Source organism: Streptomyces sp. NPDC050535 (assembly GCF_044457665.1).
In the GTDB taxonomy this organism is placed as follows: domain Bacteria; phylum Actinomycetota; class Actinomycetes; order Streptomycetales; family Streptomycetaceae; genus Streptomyces.
Genome location: NZ_JBITHE010000037.1, coordinates 20,529 through 38,618 on the forward strand (window position 1 = coordinate 20,529; position 18,090 = coordinate 38,618).

16 protein-coding genes and 1 pseudogene are annotated in these 18,090 nt (G+C 69.3%); 7 read left to right on the top strand and 10 right to left on the bottom strand.

The features are described from left to right. Positions 1 to 201 precede the first annotated feature (201 nt). The 4 genes from ACIBLC_RS39535 to ACIBLC_RS39550 all read right to left on the bottom strand — a co-directional run bounded on the left by ACIBLC_RS39535 (position 202) and on the right by ACIBLC_RS39550 (position 5,585). The gene (locus ACIBLC_RS39535) at positions 202 to 732 is read right to left on the bottom strand and encodes a hypothetical protein (RefSeq protein WP_399216331.1); all 531 of its coding nucleotides are present in this window, start codon (positions 730 to 732) and stop codon (positions 202 to 204) included. Positions 733 to 811: 79 nt separating this feature from the next. Next, complete coding sequence (locus tag ACIBLC_RS39540; protein WP_399216332.1) at positions 812 to 1,384, bottom strand: hypothetical protein; 573 nt, start codon at positions 1,382 to 1,384, stop codon at positions 812 to 814. After that, positions 1,384 to 3,918 (bottom strand): DnaB-like helicase C-terminal domain-containing protein, encoded by a 2,535-nt coding sequence (locus ACIBLC_RS39545; RefSeq protein WP_399216333.1) that lies wholly within the window; start codon positions 3,916 to 3,918, stop codon positions 1,384 to 1,386. Before ACIBLC_RS39545 ends, ACIBLC_RS39540 begins: the two co-directional genes overlap by 1 nt. Before the next feature lie 257 nt (positions 3,919 to 4,175). Beyond that, entirely contained in the window at positions 4,176 to 5,585 is a 1,410-nt protein-coding gene (locus ACIBLC_RS39550; protein WP_399216334.1) for a hypothetical protein, read from the bottom strand. Positions 5,586 to 5,979: 394 nt separating this feature from the next. Here ACIBLC_RS39550 and ACIBLC_RS39555 point away from each other — a divergent pair, with 394 nt between their 5' ends. Next, entirely contained in the window at positions 5,980 to 6,369 is a 390-nt protein-coding gene (locus ACIBLC_RS39555) for a hypothetical protein (protein WP_399216335.1), read from the top strand. A gap of 440 nt (positions 6,370 to 6,809) precedes the next feature. Then, on the top strand, positions 6,810 to 7,124 hold the full coding sequence (locus ACIBLC_RS39560) for a hypothetical protein (RefSeq protein WP_399216336.1): 315 nt from the start codon (positions 6,810 to 6,812) through the stop codon (positions 7,122 to 7,124). A 49-nt stretch (positions 7,125 to 7,173) separates the two neighbouring features. Here the strand turns inward: ACIBLC_RS39560 and ACIBLC_RS39565 are convergent, their stop codons facing one another. From ACIBLC_RS39565 to ACIBLC_RS39575, 3 genes are read right to left on the bottom strand one after another with little or no spacing between them, the layout of a single operon-like run. Continuing rightward, entirely contained in the window at positions 7,174 to 7,758 is a 585-nt protein-coding gene (locus ACIBLC_RS39565; RefSeq protein WP_399216337.1) for a hypothetical protein, read from the bottom strand. A gap of 53 nt (positions 7,759 to 7,811) precedes the next feature. Next, a complete protein-coding gene (locus ACIBLC_RS39570; protein WP_399216338.1) occupies positions 7,812 to 8,474 on the bottom strand; it encodes a hypothetical protein in 663 nt (220 codons plus the stop codon). Continuing rightward, positions 8,471 to 9,013 (bottom strand): hypothetical protein, encoded by a 543-nt coding sequence (locus tag ACIBLC_RS39575; protein WP_399216339.1) that lies wholly within the window; start codon positions 9,011 to 9,013, stop codon positions 8,471 to 8,473. Before ACIBLC_RS39575 ends, ACIBLC_RS39570 begins: the two co-directional genes overlap by 4 nt. A gap of 766 nt (positions 9,014 to 9,779) precedes the next feature. Between ACIBLC_RS39575 and ACIBLC_RS39580 the strand changes: the two genes are divergently transcribed. From ACIBLC_RS39580 to ACIBLC_RS39600, 5 genes and pseudogenes are all read left to right on the top strand, one after another. Further along, the gene (locus tag ACIBLC_RS39580; protein WP_399216352.1) at positions 9,780 to 10,685 is read left to right on the top strand and encodes a Ku protein; all 906 of its coding nucleotides are present in this window, start codon (positions 9,780 to 9,782) and stop codon (positions 10,683 to 10,685) included. A gap of 237 nt (positions 10,686 to 10,922) precedes the next feature. Further along, a pseudogene (locus ACIBLC_RS39585) lies at positions 10,923 to 11,567 on the top strand (PHP domain-containing protein); the annotation flags it as partial. A gap of 212 nt (positions 11,568 to 11,779) precedes the next feature. Next, the gene (locus ACIBLC_RS39590) at positions 11,780 to 11,983 is read left to right on the top strand and encodes a DUF6207 family protein (RefSeq protein WP_399216340.1); all 204 of its coding nucleotides are present in this window, start codon (positions 11,780 to 11,782) and stop codon (positions 11,981 to 11,983) included. A gap of 287 nt (positions 11,984 to 12,270) precedes the next feature. Continuing rightward, positions 12,271 to 12,723 (top strand): hypothetical protein, encoded by a 453-nt coding sequence (locus ACIBLC_RS39595; RefSeq protein WP_399216341.1) that lies wholly within the window; start codon positions 12,271 to 12,273, stop codon positions 12,721 to 12,723. A gap of 187 nt (positions 12,724 to 12,910) precedes the next feature. Continuing rightward, a complete protein-coding gene (locus ACIBLC_RS39600) occupies positions 12,911 to 14,077 on the top strand; it encodes a UDP-N-acetylglucosamine--N-acetylmuramyl-(pentapeptide) pyrophosphoryl-undecaprenol N-acetylglucosamine transferase (protein WP_399216353.1) in 1,167 nt (388 codons plus the stop codon). 358 nt (positions 14,078 to 14,435) lie between these two features. On the opposite strand, the gene ACIBLC_RS39605 is transcribed toward ACIBLC_RS39600, so the two are convergent. The 3 genes from ACIBLC_RS39605 to ACIBLC_RS39615 form a co-directional block, all read right to left on the bottom strand. Then, positions 14,436 to 15,566, bottom strand: coding sequence for a DegT/DnrJ/EryC1/StrS family aminotransferase (locus ACIBLC_RS39605; RefSeq protein WP_399216342.1), 1,131 nt, complete (start codon positions 15,564 to 15,566; stop codon positions 14,436 to 14,438). A 62-nt stretch (positions 15,567 to 15,628) separates the two neighbouring features. After that, positions 15,629 to 16,861 (bottom strand): ATP-grasp domain-containing protein, encoded by a 1,233-nt coding sequence (locus ACIBLC_RS39610; protein ID WP_399216343.1) that lies wholly within the window; start codon positions 16,859 to 16,861, stop codon positions 15,629 to 15,631. Beyond that, entirely contained in the window at positions 16,854 to 17,876 is a 1,023-nt protein-coding gene (locus ACIBLC_RS39615; RefSeq protein WP_399216344.1) for a dTDP-glucose 4,6-dehydratase, read from the bottom strand. Before ACIBLC_RS39615 ends, ACIBLC_RS39610 begins: the two co-directional genes overlap by 8 nt. Between the last annotated feature and the right edge of the window lie 214 nt (positions 17,877 to 18,090).

Below are 18,090 nucleotides of genomic sequence, written 5' to 3' on the forward strand. Positions count from 1 at the left end.
CGGATCTGCCGTTCCAGGCCTACCGGTCCGCGCCGTCAACAGCCTTCGCTGAGAATCACGCAACTTCCGGCACGCGCTGGTCCTGCGGCGATACGACCGGCCGGCAGGCGACCAGTTCGATCAGGTGATGGGTCCGTAGCTACAGTTCGAGGCCCTCTGCGGTTGGTCTCACCCCAGCGTGTGTACGGCACCGTTGCTGTCCTACGAGAGCTTGCCGAAGAGTACTTTGCGCGTCGCGCGATCGGTGACCGTCCACAGATGCACGGATACGGTCATCGTCGCGCCGTTGTCCTTCATAAGGGTCGCCGCAAGAGCCGGCTCGCCCTTCCACGACGTGATCGTGCCGCGATGCACGGTGGGCCGCTCCAGATCGTCGTCGGGATCCTTCATCATCCAGCTGTCATCCACGACGACTTCCCGGCCGACGAGCAACTCGTCCAAGGCCCTTTTCAGCACAGTCCTCAGGTCACGGCAGACCGTCGCCCCCGCATCCGCGGCCGTCTCACCAGAAGCCTGCTCACACTCCCACTCCGCGAGGGCCACCAGGCCTGCCAGCCCCAGCAGCTGACCGCAACTCAGCAACGCGTCCTCCTCGTCGGCCGCGAACGTGGCAAGCCGGTCCGATACGAAGACGTGGCACGCGCTGAGAACCGCGATGATCTCCTGAGGGACCTGCACAGGAGCCCTCAGGAACCTGTCTGTCTCGCTGCTGCGGGCGTTGTCACCAGTCATTGCCGCTCTCTCCGTTCACATGCCACCCCGCGTACACCGGGTCGCGATGGTCCCCCAAGTGCAGAGATAGCAGGGAACGTCACCGGAGCTCGACGGTGTACACGCTTCCGCTGAACTCCCAGCCGTCGGTGCCGGCGCCGATGTCGGAGACGATGATCTCGTCGATGAAGAGGTCTTCGAGGTCGTCGTCGCGCAGGTCGCCGGCGAGCCAGCGGGTTTCGATGTCGGTCCAGTCGCCGCGGCTGGCGTCGATGCGCAGCGGGGCGGCGCGTTGGTTGCCGCGTTCGCGTTCGTCGTTGCCGGTCTTGACCAGGCCGCTGATCTCGTACTGGCGGTTCCTGACGGTGTCGGTGAGGGGTTCGGCGGGGACGATGGCGACGTTCTCGTAGGCGGTGTGGATGAGGTCGCGGTAGCTGCGGCGGACGTTGTACTCGGGGTCCGACAGCCACTTGATCAGGGTGTCGGGCCGGACGTCGAGGCCCGCGCTGTCGAGGGCTTCGTAGCCGCGGCGGGTGCCGGTGAGCTGGCTGAGCTGGGCGTGCCAGTGCTTGGCGCTGTAGGTGGAAAGCCGGTGGTGTGGGGTGACCTGGGTGCGCAGGAGGTCGTTGAGGGCGGCGCCGAGGGAGCCTCCGCGGCCGGTGGGCCCGGCCATCAGTCGTCACCTTCCGGGATGAACGTGCCGGGCTGGATGAACTTGGCCTTCACTTCGCCGAAGCCGGTCCCGACCCGGTACGTGTCGGGTGCCGTCTCGTCGGGGACCCAGAAGAGTGCGGCGTCGACATTGCGCAGGGCGATGAGGGTGTGGCCGGCTTGGACGGCCTTGAAGGCGACGGTCCAGTGCCGGACGGAGGCTTCGGCGACCATGCTCATGCGCCAGTCCGGCCGCCAGAACGGGGACCGCGACTCCGGGCGCTTGGGCCACAGCAGACGCAGCGCGATCGACAGGCGGGTCTTGTAGTTCTTGTACGGCTCGCCGCCGGCCTGGATCAGCTCGGTGCGGGCCACCTTGGTCGCAGCGTAGAAGGGCTTGAACAGGGACTCGTTGGCCTTGCCCGTCCACGAGTCGTGGATGACCACCGGTTCGGTGAGGTGGCCGTCGCGGTGGAGGCGTTCGAGCATCTTCATGTGCGGGGTGGTCACCCATACCCGTCCCTGCTCGTCGGGCCGCTCGGCGAGGCGTCCGAGCGGGTGCGGCATGGACGGGTAGTCCCACTGCGGGACGGTGATCTGGTAGATGCCGGCCTGGCTCTTGTCGAAGAGGTCCAGGGGGCCGGTGTGCAGGAGCTTGTTCGGGGCGAGCGGCACCGCGGAGCAGGCGGAGGGGAAGGAGCCGTTGCGGTCGATCAGGCACATCAGACCGTCCCCGAACGAGGCGGGGACGTCGAGCTGGTCGCGCCGTACGCGTTTGCCATTGCGCTCGTGAGCGACGCGGGCACTGGTGACGTCGGGGTGCACCCAGCCGGGCTCCCCGTCCATGTCCTCACTGATCAACGGCCACGGCCCGGTCCCCCGCTCCTCAGTGCGGATGACCGGGATCGGGTGCATCTTCGACCGGCCCACCGACTCCTTGAGGATCCGTAGGGCCGGGAAGATCGCACCCTCCGGCTCGTCCTGCTCATCACCCGGGACCAGACCGTCATCGTCATCCCGGCGCGCCTCGTCGCCGTCCTCGGCGACCCGTGCGTCGGCTGCGGCCGCCGGAGCGGGGGTGTTGTAGGCGTGCAGGGCTGCGGCGAGACGTTGGCCTTCGATGCTGTCGGGCGTCTGCAGTCCGGCCGCGGCCAGGTTCTTGAGCGGGGCGTGGAGGTCGTCGAGGTCTTTCACGTGTGCGCCGGCGAGTGCGGTGCGCAGCGCCGAGAGGAGGCGGGTCGCTTCTGCGGGCAGTCCCTTGACGGCGCCCGAGGTGAACGGGAGGGCCGCCTCGGCGAGTTCACGGTCGGCGGTGCTGCCCATCGGGTCCACGGTGTCCGGGAGTTCCTCGGCGGCCGCGCTCGTACCGGTGGCCGTCGTGGACGTGGCCGGTGCGGAGTCGGGGGTGGTGTCGAGGAAGCGGGCGTGGGCGAGGTCGGGGCGCAGGCTGGTGGTGGCGATGATGCCCAGGTCGCGTTCGGCGACGGTCACGGTCGTCGTCGGCTGGCCGGGCGTGTTGGTGAGGGTGAGGATGACGTCGGCGTCCAGCAGGTTGACGACGGCCGGGTCGGCGGTGTCCACGACCGCGAGGACCGGTACGTTCTGCGAGCGGGCCAGCTCCCGCAGGACCTGGCTGGCCTCGGGCAGGTGCTTGCCGGAGAGCGGGAGGCGCGGGTTGTGGGCCCGCTGCAGCCGGTCGACGACCACGAGGGCCAGATCGTCGGCGAGCGGCGCGGTGTCGGCAATCGCCTCGGCGGTCAGGTCGCTGCCGTCATCGATGAGCAGCGGTGCGTGGCGCAGCCGCTCGACGACCTGCTGCTCGTCTTCGGTGAGGGTGCCGGTCCTGAGCCGGGCGTAGTCGCCACCGGCCTCCGCGGCGATGATGCGGCGCGTGATGTCCGTACTGCTCGGGCCCGACGCCGCGTACAGGACACGGGCGTTACGGGCGAGCGCGGCCCGGGCGGCGGCGAGGCCGATCAGGCTGCCGCCCACCTGCGGTTCGGCCGCGACCAGAATCAGACGGCCCGGGTGCAGGCCGCCGGTCGCCTCGTCCAGACGCGCGAGACCGAAGGACAGGCCGGGAGCGGAGCCGGTGGCAAGGACTGCGCCGATGGCGTCGCCGAGGGTGGCGAGGCGGCGGCCGCGCTCACGGGTGGGAGTGGGCTGGCTGGTCACCGCACCTCCTGCGGTCGCCGCACCTGCGGGTGCGGCCGTGTCGGGTGAGAGGGCAATCGCGTTGGGAACGGCGGGGAGCAGGACGGCGATCGGCGTACTGTTCCGGCGCAGGACCTGAGGCTCTCCGCCGGCCGCCCGGCTGATCAGGATGCCGAACTCCTTCTGCGCCGCGCTGAGCGCCCAGGTGGGGAAGGCTCCGGCCTTCCTGGCCGCCGGGAACCGGTCCAGCGGGGCCAGCAGCACCCGCTCGACCCGCTTGTTGACCGACTTGTGGATCAGCGTGGTGACCCCGTCGTCCTTGGCGCTCTTGACCAGGCCGTAGAGATCCCTGCGGGCGTCACTGGCCGACGTCGGCTCCTGCGCTTGCGGTGGCTGGCTCACTCACCCTCCCTGGACTCAACTCCCTTACAGAATACCAGAACTAACACCACCAGCTGACTAAAGCCACACGTTGATAGGGTTCATCTCACTAATTTGCTGGGTTCGATGTGTGAAAGAGGTGGCCAGTCCCTCTCCGCGCAGCCTCAGAACGTCGGAGGCCGGGGCCACATCATCGCGGCCCCGGCTTCCGGTCACCCCGCCCTCAGACGGGCGATCACCCATACGTCCGACGATCGGTCAGGCCGAGTGCGCGGTGACTACACTCCCCTGCCCGGCTCCTCGTTGTAGGCCAGGTGTCCGGCAGCGGAGTACGCCGCGCCGAGAGCCCCCGCGAGCTGCACGGCCGTGAAGGATGAGGCGGAGTACCGCTGGACGGCCTCCTCACTCCCTGCCTCCTGGGCTGAACTCTTGAGCAGGGCTAGGGCCGTCCGCATTTCGCCCGCGCAGCGGGTGAGGTAGCTGTAGATGCGGTAGGCCTCCAGCGGGTATTCGATCCCCTGCTGCTGGAGGTCGGCAGCGAGCACGGCCAGGAAGTAGTCCGCGCCCGGGCCGTCACTGGGCGCTGGGTCCTCCTTCGTGACGTCGGCGGCCTGGCCCAGTTCTCCCGCGAGTTCCTCGGCTGCGGCGGAGGCTTCGGTGTAGCGGTGGAGCACGCGGTCCAGGGGCTCACCCCGGTAGTCGGTCATCAGCAGGCCCTGTTCCTGGAGCTCCTCGACGCAGGCTCTCAGGAGTGTGAGGACCGTCTTCAACTCCCCTGCGCTGCGGGTGAGGAGAGCGTGGACAGGCATGGCCTGGACGGGATGCACGATCCTCTCACGCTGGAGGCCGGAGACGAGTTCGGCGAAGGCGCGGGCGGAGTTCTCCGCGTTCACGGTGATGTCGTCGGTGCGCTCGCTCATGGGGAACTGGTTCTCCTTGCTGGGGTGTCGGGGCACAGACGGACGGCGGCCGGGCACTGGAGCCGGACGGACCGGGGAACTGCCCACGTGTCCAAGACCGCCGTCAGGGGCACGTCGAACGGCGCGCTGCTCGGCAGCAGAGGTGCCCGGTTGAGGATGGTCAGCGCGGTCGGGGCGGTCACTGCTGCGGCCGTTCATGACGGCGGTGACAGGAGTGTCGGACCAGAGAAGAGCGCGCGCGAGGTTCTCACCGCGGATGAGGCCGGGATACTGCTGACCGTAGGAGGCCCACAGGTCCAGCGCGTCATCGAGGAGCTGCGCGCGGTCAGGCAGACGCAGCCGCTCGATGCCCGCCGGGAGCATCCTGAAGTCGCCCCCGGCGGCGCGGGCATGCTCGGCAAGAACGAACACCACCTGAGTTGGCCGGGCAGCGACATCCCGCACATCAGCACCGCGTGACGTGTGCAGGCTGAAGACGACTCCGGCCGTCACCGCGAGCACGATCGGATCCTCATCGAGGAGCTTCACCGACAACGAGCGCCGGCACGGTCCGCAGCCCTCGATGCACGCGCCGATCAGCGCGGCCGCGGTCCGCATGTCCGGCGCGGACGCGACTCCCCACCGGCTGAGATCCGTGGGCTGGAGGTCTGTGCCGGAGGGGCCGCTGTCGTGGGTGTGGAGGGTTCCCGCGTTGGCGGCGGCGTAGGCGGCGCCCTGGCGGCGGCTCTTGTTCCTGGCCCGGCTCTTGCGGCCGTGGCTGCTGGTCATACAGCTCTCACATCTTCCCGTGCCCGGCCCCATGACCCGATGCGCGCGATGAAGAGCAGCATGCGGAAGGCTCAACGGCGCTGCGGCCGCAAGTTGTTGTGGTGCTTTTCGCACTGATGCGCGCAGTCCGGGCTCTTGGGAGAGTCCGCGGGCACCTTTGCCGTGGTGCGTCCCGGTCATGGGCCGGGGCGCTGGCTTGGACCGATGCGTCGGCCGCTGTCAGCAGCGTACCGTTCTGCGACCGGGCCCTGGAACCGATGGCCAAGTTTCGAACGGCAGTACCGTTACGGCGTGGCGCAGAAAGACAAGACGACGTACGACTTCCCCAGGAAGCTCATCGAGGCCCAGGCCGAGCTCGACGCGGTACGAAGCGAACTGCAGGCCTAGGGGACGAGTGAACGACAAGCAGCTCATCGAGAGTTTCAACGAACATCCTGATTCGCACGGCCTGAACGGCACCTACTACCCGACGGCCATGTTCCTCACGGGGATCGACATGGGCAGGTCGGGCGGACTGATGCGCGGCTTCACCGAATGGCTGGTCGTCCGCAGGGGCGAGTGCAACAGCTTCTACTGGCACAAGCTCGTCCTCCTGGACTTGTTCCCCGACATGCCCCTCAACGACTGGGAAGACCCTGACCACCTGACCTCGGAGCAGCACCGCCAGGCCGTGGAACATCTTTTCTCGCTCGTCCTCGAATTCCTGGACGTGCGGAACAAGCCCCGAGAACTGGGTCTGATGTACACCCGGTACGAAGCGATGTACGCGCACATCTGGGGATAGGCGAAGAGGGCTGCCCCACCGGAATCTCACCGATGGGGCGGCCCTTCCATCCGCGCCGATCTCAGTCGAACCAGCGGTCCCGGGTCAGTTCCGCCGTCCGTGACGGGTCCTCCAGCACTGCCACGCACTGTTCTTCGACAGCCCGCTCTACGTCCGCCAGCGGGCCCGCTCCTGGAGGGAGCTGGAACGGCTGCTCAACGCGTTGGAGCCGCCGGGCGCAGCGTGAACCGGGATCTCCAGCACACCTGCTCTCAATCCGCTGGAACTTGCCGTCGCAGCAGCGGTACGGGGCCTGGACAGGAAAGGCCGTGGCCGCGAGGACGGTGCCGAATTCGGGCCGGGGACGGGGGCGCCCGGGCGGGTGGGGTCTGTGTGAACGTGGTGCCCGGCTTCTTGGACGTGAACGCCCCGAAACCCTCGCGGCGTAAGGTCAGGCCATCATGACCGACTACGACACCTACGGCACCAGCACACACACCATGAGTGAACTGGTCCGCCTCGTCACCGGCCATCTCGATGTGGTCTTCACCGAGCGCGAAAGCTTTTACCGGGGCGTGTACCACCTCGCCCAGGGCACTTACGGATGCATCGAGATCCAGCCGAACGCCATTCCCGGCGATGACGACCTCTACACCTCGGAACACCCGGCGGTCCAGGTCCTCTTGCTCACCGAAACCCCGGCCCCAGAGCCCACCCTGCACACCCGCCTGGGCGCCGTCCAAGGTCTCGTGCACCTGAGCCGCGAATCATGGTGAGCCGCTGCTGATCCACAACTCTTGGCAACTGCTCGGTCCGGCGCCCTCGTCACCTCGGTGGCAGTCCGCACGGGCCGCGGTGGTGGTGGAGCTGTGGACAGGCCCGGCCGACCCGGTCGATCCACCGTGAGCAGGAGAGGGTGAACATGGCGTCGCGCGGGATGGTCCAGAGCGCCTCGTCTCGTTCCCGCTCGCTCTCGGACGGCTGCTCGGCGACACGGGCGACGTCGCCCTGAGCCAGGCTCAGCTCCGTCCCGTTGTCGAAGGCGACGCCGTAGGGGAACGGCGTGATGTACGTCCGGACCAGTGTCACCCGGCCGAGCGTTCCCGCCGGCACGTGGAAGGGGACGCAGTAGTCCGCCGGCTCCGCTCCGCATCCCTCTTCCGCCTCCAGGCCGTCGTCCGGGTAGGAGCCCCGCAGCGTGCGCCGTGCCTCCACTCGGTCCCCGACCTGCAGTGTCAGGGAGCCGACCCGCACCCGGCGGACCAACTCCAGCCGGTCCTCCAGCGAGAGTGTCTCCAGGAGGTCATCGAGCCGCGTGTTCGTCCGCGCGCCGTCCACTGGCCGGCTGTTCACCGCGCCCGACCCCGCGCTCGAGGGGCGAGGGGTGGCGTGCCGGAGAGTGTGAGGCACCGGGGGTTCCTCTTCGTCGTGCGGGCAGCAGGGTCCGTGGGCACTCTGCACGTTCACTGGTCAACCGCCTTGGTGGGGAGGGCGGCGAGCGGGGACCGACGGCCCCGGGGCGTCGTGTGGACGGCAGGCCAGTCGATTCGAGGGCTTCGCAGGAGCCGGTCCAGGTCGGCCTGCCGGTAGAGGCGGACCTGGGTGTGGTGCCGTCCCTGGACGATCTCGCAGTGGGTGAGCAGCCCGGCCCGAACCAGATGGTCGAAGTCGCTCTCTCTCAGCCCGAGGACCGCGGCGGCTGTATCGCGCATGTGCAGATGGCCCGCGGCCGAGGCGCGTTCGACCTTGCGCCGGTCAGCGCCACGGAAGGTCTCCAGGGTCAGCCCGCAGTAGAGCGGGCGGCCGCGATACTCCCCACGCCGGGGAAGGTGGCCCCGGCGGGCCAACTCGGCCGCGGTTCCGGGGTGCACCGTCATCGTGAACCGCTCGGCGAGGTGCTCCTCGGCACGGGCGGCGCCGACATCGGGCATCACGCCGACCGCCTGCCTGATGGCGTCGATGCGGGCGACGGCAGTGTCGAAGACGGCGGCCGACCATCGGTCACCGGCCACGTCGGGGACGGGGATGAGCCCGAGGCGCTGGGCGCGGTCGAACTGCCACAGCGCCAGGCCTGCGCGGTCGGGGAACTGCAGAGGGCCGTACGACGGGGGCGCGGCGGTGGTCATCGTGCCTCCATGTACGCGTCGGTGTACGGGTCCCCGGCGTCGTCGCGGTAGGCCTCGGCCTCCCGACGCGCTTCGTCCTGCGCTTCCCAGACCAGTTCCTGGTACTTGTCCTCGTACGGGTCGTACGGCTCCCGTGCCTCCTCGGCCATGTCCGCCCAGTAGGCGGCCTCTGACTCGGCATCCTCGGCGGCCCGTTCCTCCGCGGTGAGTGCGGCGCGGCGGGCGTCCTCCTCAGCCCGCTGGGCTTGTGCTTGGGCGTCGTTGTAGCCGGTCTTGATGTGCACGGCGTCGTTGTGCCCCCAGCCGCACCAGCCCCAGCCGCCGTCGAAGCTCTTGTGGCCGGCCGCGCGGGCGCATCGGCCGCCGTCGAGGGGGTGGGCCAACCCGCCACAGACGAGGACGAGTTCCGTGGAGGGCTGCCGCGGTGCCGTACGGGGGGTGCGGCGCAGTTCGGCCAGGACGTCGGGGAACCGGCGGCCGCTGGCGTCGGCGATCTCCCGGGCCCGGTGCTTGAGGTAGTCGCTGCCTGATTTGGTCACAGTCGTCTCCAGGCGGGATCCCACGCTCCCCGCCGGACGTCGCGTGAATGGGCGCAGCCGGACAGACGGGTTCCTTCGAGTGGTGCTGCGCGGGACCCGACCTCGGTCCTTGTCCGGCGGCGCTGCCCCTGTGCGGCGTGGGCGCGGGGGCAGCAGCGGAAACGGCGGTTCGCGGCATGCCGTCTTCTACTTCTTCGGGATCTACCGTAGCGGGCGGCACTGACAACCGGGGCACGATTGCGTCGCGGTCGGCGGAGCAGAGCGGTGGGTGCGGAGCCCTGGCGTGAGCTTTTTCTGCTGGGCTAGCTCCCACGGGCGCCGGAGGTTGTCGGCCAGTGGTCGTGCGGGCCGCAGTTGGGCGTAGCCAGCGACCGCCAGCCAGATCCACCGGTCGATCGCCTCAGGCTGCGTTGCTGGGCTTGGTCCCCTGAATCGCTTGGGTACAGCAACTGGTGGAAGGCGGCGTGAAAGCGCGAAGAACGGCGAAACCGTGGCTGCTGTGACGGTGTGGAGGTGTGGAGGTGTGGAGGTGCGTAGGGACGTGCCGGACAGAGGTTGCGGCGCCGGCTCGTGCCCCGCGAGGTTCTTCCCGGATCGCCGGACGCGGTGTGGGGAGATAGGCGTGCAGGTCGGCGCTGCTTCGCCCCCGCCCAGGCTCGACTCGCCCGCGCCCCGAGCCAGAGCTGGATACGAGGCGTTCTCCACGTGCCGCACCCGCTACTCACTCATAGGCTGGTTTTCTCGGGGCACGTCGCGGAGGTCAGCCATGCCCCGAACCATTTGGACAGGCGCGATTTCGTTTGGCCTGGTCAACGTACCGATTCACGTGGTGAGCGCCACGGAGGACCACTCGATCCACTTCCATCAGGTTCACCTTGCCGACATGTCCCGCGTCCGTGTCCGGAAGTTCTGCTCGGTAGAGGACCGTGAGGTTACCCAGGGAGAGATCGGCAAAGGCTACGAGCTCAGCAAGGACACGATCATTCCGGTCCTCGACGAGGAATTGCGGGAGATGCCGCTGCCGACGGCCAAGGCGATCGAGATCGAGGCGTTCGTGCCGGCGGACAGCATCGACCCGATCCGGATCGGCGAGGGCTACTACCTGCAGCCGGACGGGCAGGTGGCGGCGAAGCCCTACAAGCTGCTGGTCCAGGCCTTGGACCGGAGCCGCAAGGTGGCCGTGGCGAAGTTCGCCTGGAGCGGGCGGGAGCGGCTGGGCCTGCTCCGGGTGCGCGAGGGGGTCATCGTTTTGCACGCGATGAAGTGGGACGACGAAATCCGTGACCCCGCCGAACTAACCCCGAAAGCTGTTGAGCTCACAGCCGACGAGATCGCCGAGGCGGAGCACCTCATCGACCGCCTGTCCCGCGATGACCTCGAAGGCGAGGAGTTCACCGACCGCTACACGGACGCCGTCGCCGAGATGATCAAGGCGAAGCGTGAGGGCCAGGAGCCGCCCACGGCGCCGGAGCCGAAGGAGCCGGGGAAGGTCGTCGATCTGATGGCGGCGCTCAGAGAGTCGGTGGCGTCGGCGCAAGCCTTGCGCGGCGAGGACGCGACCGTCCACGACATGCCGAAGAAGAAGGCCGCGGCCAAGTCGACGAAGGCGAAGAAGACGGCCGCGAGGAAGCCGGCCAAGAAGGCGGCGGCACGAAAGCCGCGCAGCGCCTGACGGAGTGAGTGCCGCGGCACGGTCCTTCTGGGTGGGGAGAAAACCGCCCCGCAGAGCTAATGTGGCGCACGTCACACTGGCGCGCCGGGTGGGGAAACAGAGGCGTTCCGGCCCCCGGAGCCCCGCCGGGGAAGCAGGGTAGCGCCGATTCACCCGTTCGTACACTTGTGCGATTACGAGTTATGGTGGATACCTGGAGAGGCCACAGGTCAGAGAGGGGCACACGACAGTCAGGAGGTGCGAAGCGGTGGATTTACTCATCTGCGCGTCGCTTCCGGCTACTCCGCCCGCTACGGCGCATCCCTCCCCGGCGCTCTCGTGCAGCGCGCCGTCGAGCGCGGGATGACCTCGCTGGCGCTGACCGACCGGGACACCGTCGCGGGCACGGTGCGCTTCGCCAAGACTGCCGCGGCCGCCGGTATCCGGCCGCTCTTCGGTGTCGACGTGGCTGTCGCCCCGCTGCACTCCCCGGACCCGGCCTCGGCGCGGCCGCGTACGCCCGTGCGCGGCGGCGCGCACGTGGTGGAACCGCCGCTGAGGATCACCCTGCTCGCGCAGAACGCGAGCGGGTGGGCGCGACTGTGCGCTCTGGTCTCCGCCGCGCACGCCGGGGCCGAAGGCGCCGGGCCGGTGGTGTCCTGGCCGGTCCTGCGCGCGTATGCGGACGAGGACCTGATGGTGCTGCTGGGGCCGGCCACTGAGCCGGTGCGCGCCCTGTCCGCCGGCCGCCCCGACCTGGCCGGGCAACTGCTCGCGCCATGGCGGGAGCTGGCCGGGGAACGTCTGCGGCTGGAAGCCGTCTACCTGGGCCGGCAGGGCACGGGGGCGGGATCACTGCGGCTGGCCGCGCGGACCGTGGGCCTGGCCGACGAACTCGGCGTGCCCGGCTCCCGCCTCCGGTGCTCCCGCCTCCGGTGCTCCCGAGCCGAAACGCCTGAACGTGCCTGGAATCTAAGGGCTCGGATTCCAGGCACGGACTCCGACACCCATGTGCGTTCCGAGGAGTTCGGCGATCTGATCAGGTCAGGGCGGTAGCCGTCGCCTCTGACAGTTACTCCGGTCGGGTGAACCGGTCGAAGGTGAGGAACTCCGTCGTGCACGAGCACGTGGTGACAGACGTGGATCCGATCCAAGAAGCGCACCTGTCCGAACCGGGCCTTCTCGTCGTCGACGTGGCGGGGATGGACGACGAGAGCGTCTTCGCCTTCCAGGCCGCAGTCGCGGAAACGTGGGGCACCTCGGTCGCCGTCCGCACCACCAGGGATGTCGGCCAGCCCGGCGTGCGGCTGCGGATGTAGTCGACCTGCGGCAGGCCCTCGACGAGGCCTGCCCACCCGAGCGCGAACAGATGCAGGTGCGGGCTTCGGATACGGAGTGAGCGTGGTCCGCCACCACGGGGGAGTGACGGACCCGCGAAGGCCAGATCGTTTGAGAATGCCGCCAACACCTGGCCGCCGACTACTTGGCAGCTACGCAGGTCAGCGCCGCATCACCTGCCACCCAATCTGCGACAGGACAGACCGGTATCGCGCGAGTCCGGGAAATGGAGGTGCCTGCTCCTGACCTGCGCAGGCAGGATCTCTCCATGTCGACCGACGTGAGCGGAATGATCGAATGCCGGCCAGGGGCCCGCCTGTGGGGCCCCGACGACGAGGACTCCGTATGGGAGGTCGGCATCGATCTCTTCCTCCTCAACAGGGGCAACGCCTACGAGGGCCTGGCCTGCCTCTTCGGAATCCGCAACTCCTACGGCTTCCGGCCCCTGGCAGAAGATCGTGGCTTCCCCGACGACGCCTCGGTTGGGCTGCGAGCTGAGTTCGCCGGCTACGGCGGCCCTCACGATGTACACGGGACCACCTGGCTGACCTGGGCCGAGTTAGACGCCACGGACTGGCAGGAAACCAACGCCTCAGGCACACGAACCCGCGCCTCAGCCGCAGGGACCGATACCGACTGGGGCCGGGTCTGGAGCGTCATGCGCATCCTCAGCGAAATCCACGGAGTCGAGAACGTACGCCTCGTCGTCTGGTTCCACTGACTCGCGGCTGAGCAGCGCACCTCCGTGCTGGTGATGGGTACGCGGTCAACTCCCGCAGCCGTGGCGCGGGTTCGGGTCCTCCCTCTCGGGTCCGCTACGGTACGAGCCAGTCTCCGCCGTACGGCCAGATGGGATCTTCTTGGTGAACAGTGCTTACGACGCCGCGGATGATGGTTTCCGGTTGGTAGTGACGGGCGGCGGGACCGGGGGGCACACCTACCCCGCTCTGACCGCCGTTCGGGCGCTCCAGGAGCGGCTGGCGGTGTCCGGCCGGAGGCTGGAGACTTTGTGGATCGGTACGGAGGACGGGCTGGAGGCCAGGGTCGCGCCGGCCGAGGGGATCGCGTTCACGACGGTCGCTACGGGCAAGATCCGCCGGTCGTCGAATCCGCTGAAGATGTTGTCGGCGGCCAACGTGCGGGATATGGCGCGGGTGCCGCTGGGGGTGGCGCAGGCCCGCAAGGCGATCTCGGACTTCCGGCCGGACGTGGTCCTGGCGACCGGCGGCTATGTGGCCGTTCCGGCGGGGCTGGCGGCACGCTTGTGTCGGCGGCCGCTGGTGTTGCATGAGCAGACGGTGCGGCTGGGTCTGGCCAACCGTCAGCTGGCAGGGTCGGCGACGAGGATTGCGGTCTCGTCGGAGTCGACGCTGCCGCTGCTGTCCGCGGAGGCGCGCTCCATCGCCGTGGTGACCGGGAATCCGGTACGGCCGCAGGTGCTGTCGGGGCAAGGGAAGAAGGCGATCGAGGCGCTGGGGCTGCGGGGGTTCGATGGCCGTCGGCCCACGGTGTACGTCACTGGTGGCGCCCAGGGCTCCCAGCAGATCAACGAGGTCGTGGCCGAGGTGCTGCCGTGGCTGCTGGAGCACGCGAACGTCGTCCACCAGTGCGGGCCCGACCACGTCGAGGCGTTGCGTCAGCGGGCGGCATCGCTGCCGGCGGAGAGTGCCGGCCGCTACTACGTGAGCGGGTTCGTCGGCGCAGAGCTGCCTGACGTCCTGGCGCTCGCGGACGTGGTGGTCTCGCGCAGCGGAGCGGGCACGCTCGCCGAGCTGACCGCGCTGGGCAAGGCGGCCGTGTTCATCCCACTGGCCACCTCGGCGGGCAACGAGCAGGTGCACAACGCGCGCCATTTGCAGGACTGCGGGGCTGCGGTCGCGCTGGAGGGCGAGGTGACCGCGCAGCGGATGCGGGACGCGTTGGGCCCGCTCCTTGCCGATGCCCACCTACGGCAGGCGATGGCGGAGCGGGCCCGGGTGCAGGGCCGTCCGGATGCGGCCGACCGGCTCGTGGACGTGATCCTGTCGGCTGCTTCGGGAGCTACGGAAGGTGCCCGGCAGCACCGTGCTCGATGACCTCCGAGCAGGTCTTGAACGCCGTGGTAGGCGTCCTGGCAGGGGTCGTGGACGTCCTCGCCGTCGAGGTAGAGGCGCAGCTTCGGCGTGGTGTGCTCGCCGGCCGAGGTGCCTAGTTCATCGAGGACGGCGTCATTCATGGCCAGAACCGTGTCGGCCCACTCCAGCAGGCGGAAGTTGACCTTGGCGGAGCGGACCTGGCACGGCGTCGCCGCTGTGCGTGGCCAGGGCGGCTGCCGCGATGGGCGAGCGGAGGTGGGTGACGACGCAGACCCGTGGGATGCGCCGGCGGCGCGGGGGGCGGCCCGGCTCCTCCGGGGGTGGCGCTGTGCGGGCCTGGTGGTGTGTTGCGGGCCGGTCACCGGGCGACCGCCTGACGCAACGCGTGAACGACGAAGGTCACGTCCTGCTCGGTCATCTCCGGATGGAACGGCAGGCTCATGATCTGCGCTGCCGTCTGCTCGGTCACCGGCAGCGGCCGGTGCCACGGCGCGAACGCGGCTTGCAGGTGGTTGGGCGGGTAGTGCACGCCGACCCCGATGCCCCGGGACTGCAGGTCCGCGAAGACCGCATCCCGGCCCCGTACGCGCACGACGCAGTTGAACGGCACGCTGCGCTCGACGTCGACGTCGACCAGGGCCACGCCGTCGATCCCGGCGAGAGCGTCGCGGTAGGTGCGCCACAGATGCGGCCGCTTGGCCTCGATCTGATCGAAGTGGGCGAGCTGGGTCCGGCCGATGGCCGCGTTCAGCGCCGACATGGGGTAGCGCAGGCCGAAGGCGTCCACGCTGTAGGTCGTCGAGCGGATCCGGTCGGCCTGCGACTGGCGGATGCCCAGCATCCGCAGCCCCCGCGCTTTGTCCGCCTCCTCGGGGGTTCGGGGGACGATCCCGCCGCCCTGCCCGCAGGTGAGGTTCTTGATCGGGCCGAACGAGAAGCACGTCAGCGTGCCCGACGCGCCGAACGCGCCGACTTTGCGGTCGCCGTGCCAGGAGCCGAAGGCCTGCGCCGCATCCTCGACGACCGTGATGCCGCGCCCGGCGAGCAGCGGTGCTACGTCCGTCAGGTCGACGGCCCGGCCGCCGTACAGCACGGGCATCACCGCGCGGGTGTCCGGGGTGAGGGCGTCCAGGACGCTGCTGCCGGTCACGCACAGCGTGTCCGGGTCGATCTCGGCGAACCGGGGGCGGGCGCCGGCGGCCACGATCGCCTGGACGCTTGCGGCGAACGTCAGCGACGGCACCACGACCTCGTCGCCGTTGCCGATTCCAGCGGCCAGCAGCGCCAGGTGCAGCGCGGCGGTGCCCGACTCGACGGCCACGACCTCGGGCACGTCGAGGTAGGCGGCGACCTCCCGCTCGAACGCCTCGGTGACGTCGCTGTGGCCGTACTGCCCGGACTCCAGCACCTGGGCCACGGCCGCAGCTTCCCCTCCGTGCAGGTACGGGCTGGCGTTGCGCTGGACGGCCGGCCTCGATGGACTCTTCACTGAACCCTCCTCGGTCTGCGTTTTCGACATGCAGGGCCCCGCGCTCCGGCTGGTGCGCATGATCACTTTGTCTCCTCGGCCGGCCGGATCACGGGCCGGATCAGCGCACAGGCCGCATCCAGGGCTGAAGAGGCGTCCGCAGCCGAAGCTCCGGCGGCAACGACCAGGCCGATCTTGTGGCCGGACTGGTCATGCGGTCGTACGAGATCTCCCGGCCCGGCGTACAGCTCGACGTCGGTGATCCCGGGGAGGGTGCGGGCTTCGGCGACGCCTTCCCAGACGATCAGCTCGCCCTCCACGCTGAGCGGCGAGCCGATCAGTTCCAGCGCCGCATGCGCGGCGCGCGTCGGCGCCAGGTGCTCGCCGAACGGTTCGCCCAGGGCGAGCGCAATGAGTGCACGCACGACGTTCACGCCGTAGGCGGCGGTGAGCAGTCGAGGAACGCCGTCGCCGCCGAGGCGCGCGTTGGCCTCGATGATGCGTTCGTGTCCGTCTGTGCCGAGGACGGCGTCGAAGTTTGCCGGTCCGTCTGTGATGCCGAGTGCACGGCACAAGTGTTCGACGGTGGCCTCAATCCGGTCGCGTGTCGCCGTAGGCAACTGGGCGGTGCGCAGCCGCTTGACGACGAAGCCCCCGCTGACGCCGACGAACTCCTTGTCCTTGATGCAGGCCAGCACTGCCCTGCCGTTCTGCATGAAGACCTCGATGGCCAGAGGGCGGCCCGGAACGAACTCCTCGGCGATCACGGTCTGAGAGGCGGAGTAGGAGCGGGCGCGGGCGACAGCGGCGGGCAGTCCGTCAGGATGAGTGACGTGGGTGACGCCCTTGCTGCCCGAACCGTCCACGGGCTTGACCATGAGGGGAAAGCACAGCTGCGCCGCCTTCGTGACGACCTCGTCCGAGTTGTCGGAGACGGTCCACCCGTATCCGCTGATGCCGCAGGACGCGGTGATCTCGTGGAAGGCGGCCTTGTCGCCGGCCGCGAGTGCGCTCTCGGGATACACGTAGGCGGTGCCGTACCGCAGCGTCAAGGCGTGCCAAGTGGCGAGGGCGGCGTCGCTTGCACCGCACACGATTCCGGCGGGACGTACGTCTCCCAGCGCGTCGGTGATGGCGTCGGTGTCCCGGGTGGAGATCGTCAGGGTTGCGTCGGCGAACTGGAACGCGGGAGCGTCCGGCCGCATGTCCACCGCGATGGTGGGGATTTCACGACGTCGCGCCTCCCGGCAGAGTGGGATCTGTTCCTCCGATGCACCGAGGACGATCAGTGCTCCCTGCGGCCAGTTCTCAGGCATGCTGAGGCTCCCGGGCCGCATCGGGGAGGACCTGCGGACTGGTGACGGCGCAGGTGTGCGGGAGCGGTGTCCACCGCCCGTGGTGGTGGCGGTACCACTCGACGGTGTCGGACAGGGCCTCGAGGAAATCGCGCTGGGGCTCGTAGCCGAGCTGGTTGGCGATCTTGTCCCAGGCCATTGAGTACCGGATGTCGTTGGCCCGACGGTCGGGGATGTACCGGACCGAGTTCCAGTCGGCGCCGCACAGGCGCAGCAGCTCCCCGGTCAGTTCGCTGCTCGTCAGGTCCGTTCCGCCGCCGATGTTGTAGACCTCACCGGGCGTACCTCCGCGACGCACGAGATCGATACCGGCGCAGTGGTCGCTGACGTGGAGCCAGTTGCGCACGTGCTCGCCGCGGCCGTGCAGGGTGACCGGCTCGCCGCGCAGCAGGCGGGTGACGAACAGCGGGATGATCTTCTCCGGGTACTGGGCGGACCCGAAATTGTTGGACGAGCGGGTCACACACACCGGCAGCCCGTAGGTGCGGTGGGCGCTCAGCGCGATCAGGTCGCTGGCGGCCTTGGAGGCCGCATAGGGCACGGTGGGCAGCAGCGGGTCGTCCTCGGTGGCCGTCCCTTCGATCAGCGGCCCGTACACCTCGTCGGTGGAGACGTGCACGAACCGCTCGATGTGGTGCCGGGTTGCGGCGTTCACCAGGATCTGGGTGCCCAGCACGTTGGTCTCGGCGAACAGCGCTTCGCCGAGAAGGGAGCGGTCGACGTGGGATTCGGCCGCGAAGTGCACGACATGGGTGTGTGAGGCCATGACCTGGTCGACGAGCGGGGCATCGAGGATGCTGCCGTGGACGAACGTCAGCCGGGGATCCAGGAAGGCCTCGCCGAGGTTTTCGACGTGGCCCGCGTAGGTGAGGGCGTCCAGCACGGTGACGCGGGCGGTTTCGTCGGCCCGCAGCAGCGCCTTGACGTAGTGAGAGCCGATGAATCCGGCACCGCCGGTCACGAGCACAGCGTTCATGAGCATGTTCCCTTCCGCGGGGGTTGCAGGACGGGGCGGATCGTTGCCCGGATGACCTGAGTGCGAAGAGGAGGACCGATCAGGTCCGATTCCTCGCGGCTGTCCGGACTACCGCTCCGAACGGGAGTGCGATGACGGAATGAAACGCCGTCTCCTGCGCCCCGCACAGGCTCACGAAGGGGGCACACAACGGGGAAACACACCCGGCCGCAGG